The sequence below is a fragment of the Acidobacteriaceae bacterium genome (genome assembly GCA_028283655.1).
In the GTDB taxonomy this organism is placed as follows: Bacteria; Acidobacteriota; Terriglobia; order Terriglobales; family Acidobacteriaceae; genus Granulicella.
The window spans coordinates 3,080,485-3,097,099 of record JAPWKE010000003.1; the positions used below are offsets into that span (position 1 = coordinate 3,080,485).

Annotated in this window: 9 protein-coding genes and 1 tRNA gene; 6 read left to right on the forward strand and 4 right to left on the reverse strand. The window is 56.3% G+C overall.

The annotated features are described in order from the left end of the window. Positions 1-182: 182 nt before the first annotated feature. The 3 genes from PW792_15705 (at position 183) to PW792_15715 (ending at position 9,617) form a co-directional block, all read left to right on the forward strand. Positions 183-2,165, forward strand: a complete 1,983-nt coding sequence (locus tag PW792_15705) for a winged helix-turn-helix domain-containing protein (protein MDE1163369.1) — start codon at positions 183-185, stop codon at positions 2,163-2,165. A gap of 1,725 nt (positions 2,166-3,890) precedes the next feature. Further along, positions 3,891-9,077, forward strand: a complete 5,187-nt coding sequence (locus tag PW792_15710) for a hypothetical protein (GenBank protein ID MDE1163370.1) — start codon at positions 3,891-3,893, stop codon at positions 9,075-9,077. An 18-nt stretch (positions 9,078-9,095) separates the two neighbouring features. Continuing rightward, positions 9,096-9,617 (forward strand): energy transducer TonB, encoded by a 522-nt coding sequence (locus PW792_15715; GenBank protein ID MDE1163371.1) that lies wholly within the window; start codon positions 9,096-9,098, stop codon positions 9,615-9,617. Between the two features lie 77 nt (positions 9,618-9,694). Here PW792_15715 and PW792_15720 read toward each other — a convergent pair whose 3' ends face one another. Next, positions 9,695-9,856: a hypothetical protein gene (locus PW792_15720; protein ID MDE1163372.1), complete on the reverse strand. Its 162-nt coding sequence runs from the start codon at positions 9,854-9,856 to the stop codon at positions 9,695-9,697. 176 nt (positions 9,857-10,032) lie between these two features. Between PW792_15720 and PW792_15725 the strand changes: the two genes are divergently transcribed. Further along, entirely contained in the window at positions 10,033-10,419 is a 387-nt protein-coding gene (locus tag PW792_15725; GenBank protein ID MDE1163373.1) for a hypothetical protein, read from the forward strand. A gap of 277 nt (positions 10,420-10,696) precedes the next feature. On the opposite strand, the gene PW792_15730 is transcribed toward PW792_15725, so the two are convergent. Then, a complete protein-coding gene (locus PW792_15730; GenBank protein MDE1163374.1) occupies positions 10,697-11,131 on the reverse strand; it encodes a hypothetical protein in 435 nt (144 codons plus the stop codon). On the opposite strand from PW792_15730, the gene PW792_15735 reads away from it, so the two are divergent. Beyond that, positions 11,078-12,151: a hypothetical protein gene (locus PW792_15735; GenBank protein MDE1163375.1), complete on the forward strand. Its 1,074-nt coding sequence runs from the start codon at positions 11,078-11,080 to the stop codon at positions 12,149-12,151. The two genes, PW792_15730 and PW792_15735, sit on opposite strands and share 54 nt — an antisense overlap. A gap of 307 nt (positions 12,152-12,458) precedes the next feature. On the opposite strand, the gene PW792_15740 is transcribed toward PW792_15735, so the two are convergent. Further along, positions 12,459-12,535 (reverse strand) — tRNA-Val (locus PW792_15740). A gap of 186 nt (positions 12,536-12,721) precedes the next feature. On the opposite strand from PW792_15740, the gene PW792_15745 reads away from it, so the two are divergent. Next, a complete protein-coding gene (locus PW792_15745; protein ID MDE1163376.1) occupies positions 12,722-14,713 on the forward strand; it encodes a glycoside hydrolase family 127 protein in 1,992 nt (663 codons plus the stop codon). A gap of 18 nt (positions 14,714-14,731) precedes the next feature. Here the strand turns inward: PW792_15745 and PW792_15750 are convergent, their stop codons facing one another. After that, positions 14,732-16,414 (reverse strand): hypothetical protein, encoded by a 1,683-nt coding sequence (locus tag PW792_15750; protein MDE1163377.1) that lies wholly within the window; start codon positions 16,412-16,414, stop codon positions 14,732-14,734. Positions 16,415-16,615: the final 201 nt, after the last annotated feature.

Here is a 16,615-nt window from a genome sequence, read left to right on the forward strand (position 1 = left end):
CGCTGACTATGAAAGCTCTTGAGCGCCGTAGCAAGACTCATTTTTGAATGATCTTTTTACCTGGATGCCTCAGGCTATCTCTTTTCATATGAATGAAATATATGACGGGGCGATGAACGGCATCATCCGCGTCAACCTGTCATGCCGATTGTCTCGCTCGCCACAAATTGCGAGAATGCGGCATGGAGACATCTCAGCGAACGGTTTTCACCTTCGCCACCTTCGTATTCGATCCGGTTACCGGAGAGCTTACGAACCGTGGCCGACGTGTGCCGATCAATCAGCAGATCGCCGACTTGCTGACTCTCCTGCTGGAGAACGCCGGGACGCTGGTAACGCGTGAGCAGATCAAACACGCACTCTGGCCCGACCAGAACTATCTGAACCACGACAAGATTCTGACCAACGCGGTCAGCCGTCTTCGCTACCTCATGGGCGACCGCTCCACCGAACAGCCGTATATCGTCAACATCCCCAAGCGCGGGTATCGCTTTGAGGCGAAAGTTCAACGGGTAGCCCCTGTAGGGAGCACAAACGTTGCCCCTCTGCCCGCCGCCCCGACAGAACTCAGCGCCTTTGCCGCACCCGAGCGCCGCGATCTCCCAGCCGAGAAGCTCACTCCGCCAGCGGAAATTGTTCTGGGATCTGCCGAAAAATCGTTGCCTGGTCGGAGCCTTTGGTATGGGCTGACGGCGTGCCTGGTGCTCGTCGTAGCGTCAGCGGGATGGTACTTCGTCAGCGTACATCGCCAGGTGACGCCACAGATATACGTCACTACCGTCGGCATCCCGCCATTTCAAACCCCCAATGACCCGGCCTCGAAGGAGCTTGCTGAAAGCTTTCGGCTCGATCTGACCGATTCGCTCTCCGACCGCTCGCATGTCGCCGTCCGGGCGGCGCACTCGCTGGAAGCCTTCGATATCGGCTCGCAGGACTTCCGCCAGCGAGCGATCGCTCTGGGGCTGGATGTGCTGGTGCTGGGACACTTCCAGCTACAGCAGGACCGCTGCCAACTGGACCTGGAACTCGTGCACGGCAGCGACCTTTCGCACATCATCACGTTGCAGTACAGCGTTCCGCGCGAGCAGATTGCCCGCCTTCGGGATCAGGTGCAACATGAACTGCCGCAGCAACTTACAGGCGGCCGCAGTACGGAGGCGGCGAGCGGCGTGAGTAATGACGCCGCATATGACGCCTACCTGCGTGCGGGCTATCATCTCTCGCAGCCCTCGCCCGACTCCATGCAGCAGGCCCTGCAGGAGTATAAGCAGGCCATTCGCCTTGATCCGGGATTTGCAAAAGCCTACTCCGGGCAAGCGCGAGCCTACTTCTTTCTTCAGCAGGCCGGAGCCATGCCTGCCGAAGAAAGCCTGAAGCTTGCCCAGGAGTCGGCCCGGAAAGCTCTTGAGTTGGACCCACACTCGGCAGAGCCACACGCCATCCTCGGCCTCATTGCTGCTTTCCACGAGTTCCATCTGGCCGAGGGCGAGAAGGAACTGGCACAAGCGATCTCCATCGATCCGAACCTTCCGTTCTACCGGCAAGGCATGGCGCTGCTCTACTGCGAAGAAGGCCAGTTCACTCGCGCGCTGGCACAACTCGATATTGCTCATGCGAACGATCCGTTCTGGGTTTCGGCCTACATCACGGACGCTCATATCTCGGGGATCGCCGGAAACGCCGCCCGGCTGCAGCAGGACATCGCGAAGCTGCGTCAACTCGCTCCAAACGCAGCGCGCGCGGCAGACTCCATCGCCAACGCAGAGTGGAATATGGGGCAGTACACCGACGCCATTCAGGAGTGGCATGAGATGGCGCTGAAGGAAGGCGACCATGACCGCGCCGTGCTGGAGGAGCAAGGACTTGAAGCCTTTCGCCGTGGCGGCGTCTCGGCCTATGCGCGCGTACGTATTCAGGCAATCCACGACGGCAAAGGAATCGAGTCTCATCCGAACGACTTCGTCCTGGCGGAGTGGTATCCGGTAGCTGGAGAGCGTCAACTCGCGCTCCAGTCCATCCATGAAGCGATCGACCGGCACGACACCTCGATGCTGAGCTTGGCCGTGTTGCCGAACTACAGCAGCCTACGAAACTTGCCGGAGTTCACAGCGCTGGTGAAACAAGCTGGGCTAACGCTGGTGACGACGCCGGTAGCTGCCCACTAAGCTTTGCCAGGAGCAAACGCCCTTCGAGGAGAGCTTGCCTGACGGCATAAGGTGCACACAAACACGAAACCCGCGCCTGCCCTACTCAAGGGAGAAACGCGGGTGAAAGTTTTCGAGTATTTCATCAAGGTGAAGGGATGAAATGGTAGGCACGAATGGGCTCGAACCATCAACCTCTACCTTGTCAAGGGCCACGCACACAGAACGAATAAGCCCGTGAAAGCCGTCTAGCGACCATGCCAGTCGCAAACTGTAAAGTCAGCTCCTCGCTGAGGTGGTGAGGAATCCGAAACGAATGCTCTGGGGCAGTCCTTCCAAGAGTGATTTGTGAGGGTGTGATCGCTAAAACGCACGCAGATGTAGATCCATACTACTGTGCTCCTTACGATGGAATCGTGTATTAGCTGACCGCATCCACGATGTATGACTAAAGATAGATTGCCATATCTGAATATCATTTCTAGGATTCAGCTCACATAAAATACTAGCGATTTTAGTGAAACCTATGACTCATGAAATCTGTTCGCAGATGAGATCGCGTTTCCGCCGCAAGCTTACAGCCGTCCGCTTTGCGTTGACGCACCAACTCGCATTCAGGAGAAGTTTAATGCTGTCCAGGCGGACCCTATTCATATCCATGTTCTGTGTTAGCTGTTGCATCGGCGACCGATTAGTCGGACAGCAGGACGGCACGGGCATCCCTGTTGGAGCCTACCCCTTGGGTGTCCAGGTATCTCATACCGAGTGGGCACACACTCCAACAAGATTGATTGGACATGGAACGGGAACGCTACAGCAAGGCGGCAATTCGCAAGTCATTACTTTCACGCATCATTGCGACGATCCGTTGCTGGGGAATGATCCAAGTAAGGTCTTCCCAGCTCGTTGGATAGTCCAGGGAAGCACGCTTCGCGTGATGTTACACCAACGATCTGCTCGCAAGTTCTCGGAGTGCGAACTCACGATTGATAAGTAACTAAGGGGCGGCTAATGAATGGTTTTCTAAACTACAGAGTAAGGCGTAGTGCCTTGCGGTTGCTTCTATCGCTGGCGTTAGGCTTATCGTTTAGTTCTGCATCTTTCGCGCAATACACCCAGATCGGCGGGAACACGCAGACCCCCACTCCCGGATCAGGCGCGAGTTACTTGCAGATGCTGAATGATGTAGTGAGCCCATCGAATGGTTCGCTGAGTATTCGTATGGCCGCTCCGGTACCAAAGGAGCGAGGAAATAGCCTTCCTTCGTTCATCTACATGTATGACTCATCTCCTCAATTCGTTTTTGTTCCGCAGTGGGATACCGTGAGCGATGGAAATCGTCTAAGCTCTTTCATGCTGGATGGAGATCCACCTCACGGCGGTCCATCACTGAGCACAGAAAACCTCATAAGTTCATCACTCACAACTTACGCCACATCTGGATTTACTGACGGATCGACCGTACTATTCCGCGCAAATAGCTATGCATCAGGAGAATATTCATTACTGTCCCCCGCTTCCCTCTTGTACCCATTAATAAACTGTGGATACTACTCGAACTATTTGTATAACGACCCCAACGGAGGGCGGCATAATTTAAGTCTCACATATATCGTCGACCAAAGTAACGATGGCGGAGAAGGGTGCGGTACATTCGGGGTTGGCGCATCATGGGTTGCGGGCGACCCAAATTATAGCGCTTCCATCGGATCCTCCGATGGAAGCATTAACTCCGGTGGACAAGTTGTGATCGCTGATCTCCACGGAAATGCCATGATCGTTGGCTTGGGGCCAGCACAGCTATCGTCAGGACAAGGAACAACAAATTGGCTTTCTGAGGATACAAACGGCAATGGCATGTATGGAAGTGGTCGGACGGCACCGGTCCTGTCCACCTCAGGCTCAACGAGAACCCTTACTGTTCCAGGAATTTCCGGGCAGTTTCAACTCAGCAGCGTCGCAGATGGATCTTCTTATGCGAATCCTGGCTACACGATCCACCTTAACGGTGGTTCTAATTCCCTGTGCCCAGCACAGACCGCCACCCAAGCTCCGTCCTCTAGCCAAACAGGTGTCCGCTCACATCTATCACTACCGAATGGACAACAATATATTTTTGAGTGGAACTCGCCTTTTGGAATGTCCAAGATAACCTACCCAACCGGAGCCACTGTCAGCTATACGTGGAGTGTAATTCCCCAGATTCTTTCGGAGTTTTACTCGGACGGGAATGACGGAGGTTGCACGTATCTAGAAGACGCTCCCGCGATCACAAAACGAGTCACGAGCTACGATGGCGTCAATCCGGCCAAAGAGGAGGACTTCGCTTATGCAGCATCAACGGCTCAGGGAGGAGATCGTACTACCACCACTACAGTCACAACGATTGACCTAACACAATCTAGCTCTACGTCAACTCAGGTCGTCTATACATATGATACTGACTGGCCTTCGGCTCCTCATGGCGAAATTTCGATTGTTTATAAGAATGCTGATGGTAGCGTCGCGAAAACCGTCACTAAAGCCTACAACCAATTTGGTCCAGAAGCAGCAGAGTGTACGACGTTGGCAAGTGGTCTAACATCTGGCGTCTTCTATCAGTATGTAAACGGTGGAAGGCTCAATCTTAAAACGGATGTTGCTGAATATGACTACGGAACTGTCTCTAGCTCATGCACACAGCCAAGCACTACTCCTGCTCGCGAAACGGTGACCACCTACCAAAGCTTCGCCACTACAGCGATCTACATCACTGCGCCATCGATCCTCGATCAACCTGCGAGTGTGAAAGTCTATGGCTACGGAACGCTCATTGCGGAAACTGATTATGGATACGATGAGTATGCAGTCACACCTGTATCTGGAGCTCTCGCTCATGACGAAGCAAACTATAGCACTAGTTCAACCTCTCCACGCGGCAATGTGACGACTATTTCGAAGAGGTGCTTACAGCAATGTGCCGACTCGGTAGTCCATCTGACCTACGATGAGACCGGACAGGTGACTTCGAAAACGGATGCGAAGGGTAACCAAACTTCATACTCATATGTCGACAATTTCACGACAGATGACGGTACAGCTCCCGGAAACACAAATACATATCTGACCCACGTAACATACCCCACAACAAACGGCGTGGCGCACACGGAGTCGTTCCAGTATGACTACAACAAGGGTGTCCTCCGAGCAACAACAGACGAAAATGGCCAAACGACACGCTATTACTACAATGACGCTTGGAATCGTTTGACTGAGACAGACTACCCAGATAGTGGAAAAGCGACCACTGCTTACAACGATAGCGGCCCGAATCCGACTGTGACCACGACAGTTCTGTTGAACGCCAGTGGCGCATCCAAGACCACGGTTGCAGTAATGAATGGTGTCGGACAGGTAATCCAAACGAAGCTGGTGTCAGATCCGTCTGGAAATGATTATGCTGATAGCGTCTATGACGGTTTGGGCAGGCCTATCAGGACGTCCAATCCTTATCGAAGCACGGCAGATTCAAGCTATGGAGTGACATCGCTAACCTATGATGCGTTGAATCGAAAGGCCGTTCAGACTCAACAAGACGGATCTCATCTCTCATGGTGCTATGACGACATTGGTACGGCAGCCCAGGCAAATTGCAAGCCAAATGTCAGTGGGCTGTCGAATGTTTCATGGGTAGACCAAGCGGATGAATTAGGCAATGATCGTCAACTGATCAATGATGCCTTTGGCCGGTTGATCGCGGTGGTTGAACCTAATGGTGCGGTCACGAAGTACACCTACGATGCCTTGAACAACCTGCTCTCCGTAAACCAGCTGGGCGTCGCAGGAGATACACCTCGTGTGCGTCAGTTCGCCTATGATTCTCTCTCGAGGTTGACGAAAGCATGTAATTCTGAGGCCCTCGCCGCAGGTACATCTTGTGACGGCTCCCATTGGAGCACCATCTATACCTACGATCCGAACGGCAACGTTCTCTCCAAGACCGATTCTCGCGGGGTAACAGTCAGCTATACGTACGATGCCCTGAACCGTGTAGCAACGAAAACCTATGCAGGATCTTCAAGTGCTGCCACTGCCATCGCCACAAGCACGCCCCCTGTCACATACAACTACGACGTCGTCTCTGGCAGCACCATCCCAAATGCGGTAGGACACCTGGTGTCAGAATTTACGGGCACATCAGCATCGCCCATTTCTCAGCGCTTCATCCTCAGCTACGATGCGATGGGGCGTATCGTACAGGATCAGCAGTGCCCCTACGCTAGTGCCTGTACTGGAAACACTCCCTTCGTCTTCAACTACACCTACGACTATGCGGGCAATGTTACCAGTTCCAATAACGGTGTGCCCTATATGGGTATAGGCCTAACCTATCAATATGACAGCGCAGCTCGACTCCAGTCTGTCCTGAGCACCTGGGATGATGCGACGCATCCGGCGACATTATTTGCGGCCCCTGCTTCGGCCGATCAGCAGTACAGCGCAGTTGGTCTAAACAACTCGTGGATTGGTATTCCAGCATCCAGCCAACAACCGACAATCACGCAGCAGAGGACATATAACAATCGTTTACAACTAGCTACGGAGGGATATACCAGCACAATCGGCGCCGAGTCGTCGGTAGCCGTCGGAAGCACAGGGACGCTAAAGTTATTGAGCAGCAGCGTTGTTGGGACGGGAAACATTACAATCGCTGGAGGCACCGGTGGTTATACGGGATCGCTATCCAATGCTAACAACTCCATGACTCTATGTTTTGCGCAGATCACGTGTGAGAACCCGATTCCTGATACTGGCGACATCACCGTTCGGCTATGGAATGATACGGACAATTACAATACGACCATACATTACAGCGGCCAAGATGCGAGTACGCTCGCGACGAGCCTTTCAAATGCATTGAATACAGCATCACAGGGACACGCTCCCGTAGTTATCTCTACCCTGTCACAGGGCAGTATATTGAGTCTTTCAGCCCTGACTCCAGGGAGCAGCAGCAACTACGGGGTTGAGATGACCGTTGTAGATGGCAGTGGTAACAGCACGGAATATTATTCCGTCCTTGAAGGGGGGGCTGACGCCGGACAGGTATCAACAGCCAGTACAGATAGTGGTTATTTCCTGATATCTATGCAAGGAATAACAGTAACTGTGCCCTGGGGACCAGGATTCGGGCTCGATGACTTGCTTGCTCGTTTGGCAGGGCCCTGGTCAAACATTATTGCCTATGAACCTACAGGCGACACTCTCGAACTCGTTGCAGATTCAGACGGCGGGGCGTCGACGAATTGGCAACTCACTTGCGCGGTAGTTGACACCGCCAACCAAACACCAAGTCTGGGAATTTCTTGCAATGGTATGTCAGGAGGTGCGGACTCGGGCTATGCAGGAACTCCGTTTAGCTACTCCTATGCGGCGAGCTACACTCAAAATGGAAATCTATTGAACGTAGGTGATAGCGTCATGGGCAGTTGGAGCTACCAATACGATAACCTTAACCGCCTGGTGCAAGGAAACGCCGGCAGCAATTCCCAAGGCAATGCATCATTTGGCTCTGCACAGCTGAACTGGAGCTACGACTCTTTTGGTAATTTCAAAGGACAAGCCCTATCGGGTAGCACCCTGATCGCGGTCACCCAGGCGACATACGGGTATTCGCAGAACAATAACCGAATCGACTCTTATAGCTACGATGCAGCTGGAAACATCCTGACAAGCGGAATCAACAACTATACGTATGACGCTGAAGGACGCCTCCTCACCGCAAACAACGAGCATTATGTGTACGACGCAGAGGGACGTCGTGTGGCAAAACTTGCAGGTTCAGCTGTCGATCGACTGTACTTGCTAGGGTTGGACGGAGAGCAGGTATCGGAGATCAGCGGAAACTACAGCGGCTGGCTTCACACAAATGCGTACGCCGGAGGCAAGCTCCTAGCAACGTATGACGGATACGGCCTACACTTCCAGCTATCCGATTGGTTAGGAAGTCGGAGAGCTCAAGTCTCAGGAACGGGGCAGGTAGAAGAAACTTGCACCAGCCTACCTTTCGGCGACAGCCTTAATTGCTCAGGATCCGGGAATGATGCGACCGAACAGCACTTTACCGGCAAAGAACGTGACGCGGAGAGCGGCTTAGATTACTTCGGCGCTCGCTACAACAGCAGCTCAATGGGAAGGTTCATGAGTCCCGATCCGCTGGGCGGCGATCTGACAAACCCTCAGTCCTTGAATCGCTACTCCTACGTTCTCAACAACCCGCTGACGAACACCGATCCAACGGGAATGTATACCTGCACGGACAGCAAAGACTGCTCCTCCAAAAAGGATCAAGCTCTTGAGAAATCGCTAGCTGGTCTGCGTAATTCGAAGGATGCGGATGTGGCTCGTGCGGCTAACGCTTACGGTGCGCAGAACAAGGACAACGGGGTCTCTGTCGGCTTCGCCGATCTCTCCAAATCCGGTGAGGGTGGGAATACCGTTTCAACAATCGGAGTTGCCGCAGACGGAAGCCTAAGAGCAAACTCGGCCATCACGCTTAGCTCAAAGGATGGTGGTACGGACTTCACTGCGGATGTTGGGCATGAAGGAAGCCATGCTGCTGATGCTCAGGACGTGGTGAAGAGCGGCCTCACTGAGGACGGTCAAGCGATCCACGCCGGTATGAACATCACGCCGTATCAATCAGAACAGCGAGCCTATGGCGTCACGAATTCGATCCTGAACTCCGGAAATGAATCCCGCAATTACGTCTGCGGTTCTGGAGGATGCTTGCTAGGCAGAGGTGCGAGCGACATCCCGGGGACGGTGGATCGACTCGTTGGCGGCAATGCAATTTACAACCAGGGCGGCAAGCCGATGTCTTCGACCAATCAAGGCCCTTCGGTCGTGAATGGGGTGACTCCAAAGGCAACGGTTCCATCGGTTCCTCACTAGGCAACGGAGGTAAACACTATGCGCAATGAACTCCGTATCGCCGGTCTCTGGGCTGCGATCTTGCTGACGGTCTCCGCTTCCGGGCAGACTGCTCCGAACACGCCAGCATCGGCGGTGCCGATCCTTCAGGGAGCGGCGCTGCCGATGTACCCTCCCATCGCTAAAGCCACCCATGTAACCGGCAAGGTGGCCGTGCGGGTGACCGTCAAAGACGGGTTGATCGTTCAAACCGAGGTGCTCTCCAAACCCGCCGTAGCATCCGGGGGCAGGTTGCTAGAGTCGCCGACGCTGGAGAACCTGAAGACGTGGCACTTCGCCGCCGACGTGACCGGCGCGTTCACGGTGACCTACACGTATGAAATCTCCGGCACGGAGACCGAAGAGCCGACGAATGCCAAAGTCGAAATGCTCCCCTCTCTGGATGTGAAGGTCACGGCGCGACCTGTGAAGCCGACCGTCATGTACCAGAAGCAAAGCAGTCCAGCCACCGATACTTCTCCTCACGAGAGCGGTCATGCTCAGGGCACGCCAACTCCCTAGAAGCCCGTACAGGCCGCCGCGAGGCGGCCTGTGGTGCGTCTGGGGTTAGGGTGAATGCGGTGCGAGGAGGCTGGGGCCTACTTGCGGCGGATGAGGATGGCGAGGCCGATTACGGCGACGGCGAGCTGGCCGATGTTGACCAGCAGGTTGGCTAGAACCATGTGCGACGGCCTCCTTGTCCCGTCGCATAGGGTCAGGAAGTCGGGAAACTTGAAATCACTGGCGGGAATAAAACCCACGCTGCTTCGCATCGGGTTGAGGCATGACACTCCACCCCTGCGAGGGAACTGTGGGGAAACCTCTGGGTGCACCTGGGTAAACGTCCTTGCATCGAAGGAGTTAGCGAAAATGAGGGGTTCCGTGGGGAAACCTTGAATCCATCTGCATCCGCGCTCTGTTGAGGAGGGTTCCGGGCATGGCGATGTTGAACGAGTCGAACCTGCTGGCGATGAAGGCACGAGCGGCGAAGTTCCGCACCAATCACGTCGGCACGAAGCTCAACGAGGCCGAGTTGCACGAGTTCGAAGCGCTCGCGGAGAAGCGGAAGCAGACGCCATCGGAGCTGATACGCGGGCTGGTGCTGGGCGAGATCGAGCGCGACAAACATCCACCACGCGCGAGTGTGGAGCTGGAGGAGATCGCGTCCTTGCGGCTGCTGCTGCTGAACATCCTGCCGGTGTTGGCACGCGGCGAGCGGATGACCAACGAGACCTACAAGCAGATCGAAGCCGAGGTGAAGAAGCGGAAGCCGAGCCGTGTGCTGGAGCTGTTCGAGGACTGGCAGAAGCGCGGCCAGCCCTGAGCCGCGGTGGCCGAAGTACCCTCCGCTCCGACGCCGGTCAAGGCGCTTCGCCCGCTGCGCGGCGACCTTCGGTCGGCCCTGACAGCCGTCTCCGCTGCGGGTGTTGGCCCGGTATGAGGAGCATGTCTGCTCCTCTGTTCTTGAAAGAACCGAGTGCTGATGGGTAGACACCATCCCTAAGCCTGTCGGCTTACGAGCGGCCAGCAGCAGCCGCAAACTCGAATGAAAAACGAACAAGGCCGGACGATGTCCGGCCCTGTCTGAGCTTCGTTCGAGGTCACTTGGCGGGCTTCTTCTTGGCCGCTCTCTGCCTTCGTTCCACTTCCTGAATGATCTGGTCGGCGGTGCGATCCCGGCGTATGCGGTCGGCTTCGAGGAGAACGTCGTTGGGGTCTTCCCATGTGGCGTCATAGGCTCGGCTGAGCTTCTCCCAGCGGCCAATCTCCTTCTCTTCGCGCTCGACCTGGACCTCCAGAAACTCGGAGTTGGTCCAGCATCGCAGCTCCTCGAGCTTGGCGATGATGGCGTCTATCGGTTCGCGTCTGAACTTATGATCGCGGAGCTGGCCGAGGCGTTCGATGGCGAACTCCAGATCGCGGTTGAGCGAGGCGACGGTGAAGTAGATGGTGGACTTCGGAAGGGTCTGTGACTCGGTGCGGTGGGCGAAGAAACAAACAAGCTCGTCGGCTATCTGGGCGCGGTGTCGAGGCATCTTGAAAAGCCGCTGGCCGTGATCGTGCAATCGTCGTCGGCAGCGGGCAAAAACTCGCTGATGGATGCGGTGCTGGCCTTCGTGCCGGAAGAGCAACGTGTGCAGTACTCAGCCATGACGGGCCAATTGCTGTTCTACATGGGCGACACCGATCTCCAAAACAAAGTGCTTGCCATCGTGGAGGAGGGCGGAGCGCAGCGCGCCTCCTACGCTCTTAAGCTGTTGCAGTCGGAAGGTGAGGGGAGCATCGCATCGACAGGCAAAGACCCGGTGAGCGGTCGCCACGTCACGCATGAGTATCGCGTCAAAGGCCCGGTGATGCTCTTCCTCACGACGACGGCGATCGACATCGACGAAGAGCTGCTGAATCGCTGCCTCGTGCTGACGGTGAATGAAGATCGAGCGCAAACACAGGCGATCCAGCGCATACAGCGCAAGTCACAGACCATCGAAGGGCTGCTGCGACGCAGAGATCGAGAGGAGCTGTTGCGCTTGCCAGGAATTGCTGCTGGTATTCGAGGACGGGTGAAAATCGGAGATGTAATTGTCGGAGATCCTTGTTGGGATTGGGGGAGCGGTAAGTGGAAGACTATCGATGGAGGCGGATCCGAGCTCGCCGTTGCACCACACCAATTACCCCTACACTCTGCACTGAAATTCAAATTCGAAAGAATGGCAGGCGATAGAGGCTTTGTGGATCGTATCCGAAATGACTGGCCCGCCCAGAAGCCAAGTGAAGCAGCAGATATTGTCATTGGCCCGGTGGCCTCGGGGGCAGCCGTGCTCAGGGACGCTAGACAGTTAGATAATGTGGAGAAGCAGCATCGAAAGGTCTGTGGTGTCGATATGGAGGCCTATGGAGTTTATGGAGCCTGTATGGACGCTCGGCTGCCGCAACCCAGGGCGGTAGCGATCAAGTCAGTATGCGATTTTGCTGATTCCTCTAAAAATGATGATTATCAGAGCTACGCTGCTTACATGAGCGCCCAAATTCTACGTGCATTTCTAGAGAGCGCATAGGAGAGCAATCCCTGATCCCCCGCAATCACGGGTGCAGAATCAGGGTGCAAAGCGGGTGCAGGGGAATGCACCACAGCATCCGCGCTCGGCATGGACGATCAAACCTGACATGGCGGCCCGCGAAGCGAGCGTCCCCGAGACGGGAGCCGCAGGAAGCTCTTGATGGGTATGCCTCATCGAGCCGCGCACAGCACTAGAGCGAAGAACGACGTCTAAGCACGCAAAAACAAAACCCTCGTTCCCCTAATCAAGGGTGGAACGAGGGTTTGAGCTTTTCGCTATATTTGATCTAAGTGATTGGATAAAATGGTAGGCACGAATGGGCTCGAACCATCGACCTCTACCTTGTCAAGGTAGCGCTCTAACCAACTGAGCTACGCGCCTACAAGCGTTCCCCTAGTATACCCCAGATGCAACCTGCGGGCAACGAAAGCGGCAGGATTGCTCGTAGAGCGGAGATCTCCGTTCTATCGTTACAGGCAGCGGAGCCGGATAGGCTTTACGGTCATCCTCGCCGCGTGGTAACGTTTCCATCATTCTCGGCTGCACGTTTCGCACGAGCTTCTTCTCATGAGCCCCCTCAATCGCCGCGACTTCCTTTCTCTCTCTCTTCTTACCGCGCTCGACGCGGCCGCAGTACGTCCCCTGCTCGCAAACTCGCTACCGCAGGGCGCTTCTGTCGGCTCAGTCGCGAAACGATGGGCTGCTTTTGAAGAGCTTCCTTCTCATGCGATTCAGCCTCATGGCTGGCTGCAGCTCTATCTGAAACGCCAGGCCAGCACTCTTGCTTATGCTCTGGCCGACACCTCCTGGCCTTTCGACACACCCTACTGGCAGGGAGAAGAGCAGGCACCCTCCTGGTGGCCATGGGAGCAGGTCGCTTATTGGGTCGATGGCGCAACGCGCTGTGCCTTGACCACTGGCGACCAGAAGCTGATGGACCGCGCACTCGAGCGCATTCGCTACACGCTCTCGCACGCCAACGGCAGCTACCTCGGCCCGAAGTACATGCGCAACGGTGGGCTGGATTACAACCGCTGGCCGCACGCGATCTTCTTCCGTGCGCTCACGGCACTCTCGGACAACGGTTCGCTCGCCAACATTCCCGAGATACTCTCTTCCTTCTATCTCTCCTATCAGGACGGCTACGACATAGCCGCGCGCAACACCGTCAACGTGGAGACGATGCTCTGGTGCTACGCTCGCACCGGCAACCCCGCGTTGCTCGCGATGGCGGAGCACGCATGGCATGGCTATGTAACCGGCCAACCGCATGATGCCGCCGACCTCAACGACAAAGCCGTCTTCGGTGGTGGTCCCATCACAGCGCACGGTGTCACATACGCCGAGATGGCGAAGCTGCCAGCGATCCTCTACGCCTACACCGGCAAGCCCGAGTACCTGCGCTTCGCTCTCGCAGCGCAGCAGCGCATCTTCGACCATCACATGCTCGTCGACGGCATCCCCTCCACGACCGAGCACTTCGGCACCACGACCGCGCTGGATTCGCATGAGACCTGCGACATCACCGATCACACCTGGACGTGGGGCTATCTGCTCTCCACCACCGGAGACGGCGTCTGGGCCGACCGCATCGAACGCGCCTGCTTCAACGCCGGCATGGGCGCAATCCGCAAAGACTGGAAAGGGCTGCAGTACTTCTCCTGCCCCAACCAGGTCGTTGCCAGCGAGAGCTCGAACCACAACAAACTGAAGCACGGCAACTACTGGATGGCGTACCAGCCAAACCCCGGCCGCGGCACCGCCTGCTGCGGAGGCAACGTACATCGCCTCTTCCCCAACTACGCCATGCGTATGTGGATGACCACCAGCGACGGGGGGCTCGTCGCTGCCATGTATGGCGCAAGCAGCGTAAGCGCCAACGTCGGCCACAGCAAAACTCTCGTCACCTTAGAGCAGCGTACGGAGTATCCGTTCGCCGACACCATCCACTTCACCCTCCACGCGGCGCACGCGGTCACGTTTCCGTTCAAACTCCGCATCCCAGGTTGGTGTGCGAAGCCAGAACTGAGCATCGACGGCCAGCATGTGCCGATGCCCACGGTGGAGCACGGCTTCATCACGCTCGACCGACGTTTCAAGCCCGGCACCGTCGTCCGCCTGCGACTGCCGATGGAAGTGAAGGCCATTCACACCGTCGATAACGGCATCGCTTATGAGTGCGGTCCGCTGGTCTACACACAGGCACTTGACGCTGCGTGGACGAGCGATGTCGTGCCGAAGTGGACGACCGCCGAGTACCCTGCATGGAACGCGCACACCGCACAGGCATGGAACTATGGCATCGCAGACCAGCCATTGCCTTCGCTTGAGCGCAACACCAGCGAAGCAAATGACCCGTGGGCAAACCCACCCTGCTCATTGACCGTGGAAGCCACCACGCTTCCTGCATGGACCACCACCGCGCCAGCCGAGCCAAATGGCGATCGTCTGACGCCTGCTCTTCCCACCGATCGCCCCGCAAACGGAACAAAGGCGAAGCTGCGGCTGGTTCCGCTGGGAACGACCGAGCTTCGCCTTACTATCTTTCCAAAGATCTAAAGACGGCAGCAGCAGGGCTTACGCCTTGCTGACTGCCGCCATGTTCCAGTAGTACTTCCGCAGCAGATACGCAGGGCCACAACTCCACGCGTGGCAAAAGCTATTGATGTGGACATCGCCATACGGAGACGCCTTCGAGTTCTTCGGATCGAAGACCTCCCAAAACGTGTCCGCCCCGGCATGCACCATGCCACCCCAATAGCTCTCCATCATCGCCAGAGCTTCGTCCTTCTTGCCTGCCAGAATCATCGCCTCTGTCACGTAGTGATACAGGTACGGCGCCGCTGGAGGGATTGCCTCCGACGACTGCGTTGCCGTGAGCAGCGCATGAGCGCCATCCTCCTTCGACACAACCTCTGCCAGCACCAGCCACGCCTGGCTGGCCCAGGAAACCTGCTTGTTCGGACCCGAGACAAAGACCCCACGGTCCTTGTCCCAGAAGTTCGCTACAGCCGCAGCCGACATCCGCTTTATCTGAGCCTCATAGAGCGCAACATCTTCCTTATGCCCGGTCAGCTTCGCCAGCTCAATCGCCTTGCGGTAACTGTAGATCAGCACACCCTGCACCGACGCCGTACGCTCAAGGTCCTTGCGCCAGTCGATGAAGATCCAGATATTCTTCGGGTCGACAAACAGGCCGTCGGCATTGACGTCCTTGCTCAACAACTCGAGTTGCAACTTCGCAATCGGGTACAGATCTTTCCCTGTCGCCATGTCGCCGGAAGCCTGCACATACTCCAGCAGCGTGGGAATGAAGAGCGCAGCGTAATCAAGAATCGTGTTGTTCGAGCGATGCGGCTCCGGTTTCTCGAAGACACACGCACGCAGCAGGCCGCTGTCCTCTGGAAACGCTGCCAGCAGATAGATCGACCGCTTCACCAGCTCATAATTCTGAAACGATACGTAGTTCACCAGAGCCTGCACACGAAGATCACCCAGCCACAGACGCTGATCGCGGCGCGGCCCGTCTTCAAAGACCGTCTGCATGCAATCCCGCAACGTCGCAAGGCTGGCCTCATCAATGCGTCGCAGCATCTCCGGCGCAGCCGCCGGTGCAGGCGGCGGTGTCTTCTTCGCGGCCGTCACCGCACGGGCGCGGAAGTTCTTCAGCCGCACCTTATAGGCATTGGAGTTCGACACAACCTTGATCGACACCCAGCGGAACGCATGTCGGCGCTCGATGCGATGCGTTTGTGGCAGGTTCTCAATGTCCACCGAATCGATCGGCAGCCACGACTCAGACAGCGATCCGTGGTACGGATAAAACGGCTCAGCAATATCACCCGGAACCTCGCCAAAGCGCAGCTCCAGCCGCGCCGGAGAATCGATGTTCAACCCGACACCTTCGATGTCGAAGCTGAAGTAGCCCGTCATGTGGCGGCCGAAGTCCAGCGTGATGGAGTCACCCTTCTGCAGCAGCTTCGCCTCTGCCTCGGCGACTGTACCGATGACTGGCATACGCCAACGTTGATACTCTTTCTCGTCCGCAACAGGCCCCACCATCGCGACGGGAGTGAGAATGGTTTCATTCAACCGAGGAATCAGCGCCTGCGCCTTGGCCAGGAACTCAGCATGCCGGGCATCCAGCGCCGGCTTGGCCGCAGCCTGCGCGGCAGGCAGAGTGACTGCAAGAGCCTTCGTTTTCAGTCCGCCAACAACGAGGCTGCTTGCGGCCCCGCGCAGAACATCACGTCGATTCATCCGGTTCACCATTTCTCTTCATTTCGCCGCTTCAAATCGCAGGCAATGGAAACGATACTATAAAGCGATAACACCAGTCCTCACTCCACACCAGGCAGCCCCAACCTCGGCCTTTTCGTCGATCGGCAAAAGACTGCTTGTCGCAGTACCTTGCAGCAAAATCAGCATCTTGCTGCGAGATCACGGTAGACACAAACACAC

Coding starts and splice junctions, on each gene's coding strand:
- PW792_15705 (MDE1163369.1), top strand. CDS start 183: ATGGAGACATCTCAGCGAACGGTTTTCACCTTCGCCACCTTCGTATTC.
- PW792_15715 (MDE1163371.1), top strand. CDS start 9,096: ATGCGCAATGAACTCCGTATCGCCGGTCTCTGGGCTGCGATCTTGCTG.
- PW792_15725 (MDE1163373.1), top strand. CDS start 10,033: ATGGCGATGTTGAACGAGTCGAACCTGCTGGCGATGAAGGCACGAGCG.
- PW792_15730 (MDE1163374.1), bottom strand. CDS start 11,131: ATGCCTCGACACCGCGCCCAGATAGCCGACGAGCTTGTTTGTTTCTTC.
- PW792_15745 (MDE1163376.1), top strand. CDS start 12,722: ATGAGCCCCCTCAATCGCCGCGACTTCCTTTCTCTCTCTCTTCTTACC.
- PW792_15750 (MDE1163377.1), bottom strand. CDS start 16,414: ATGAATCGACGTGATGTTCTGCGCGGGGCCGCAAGCAGCCTCGTTGTT.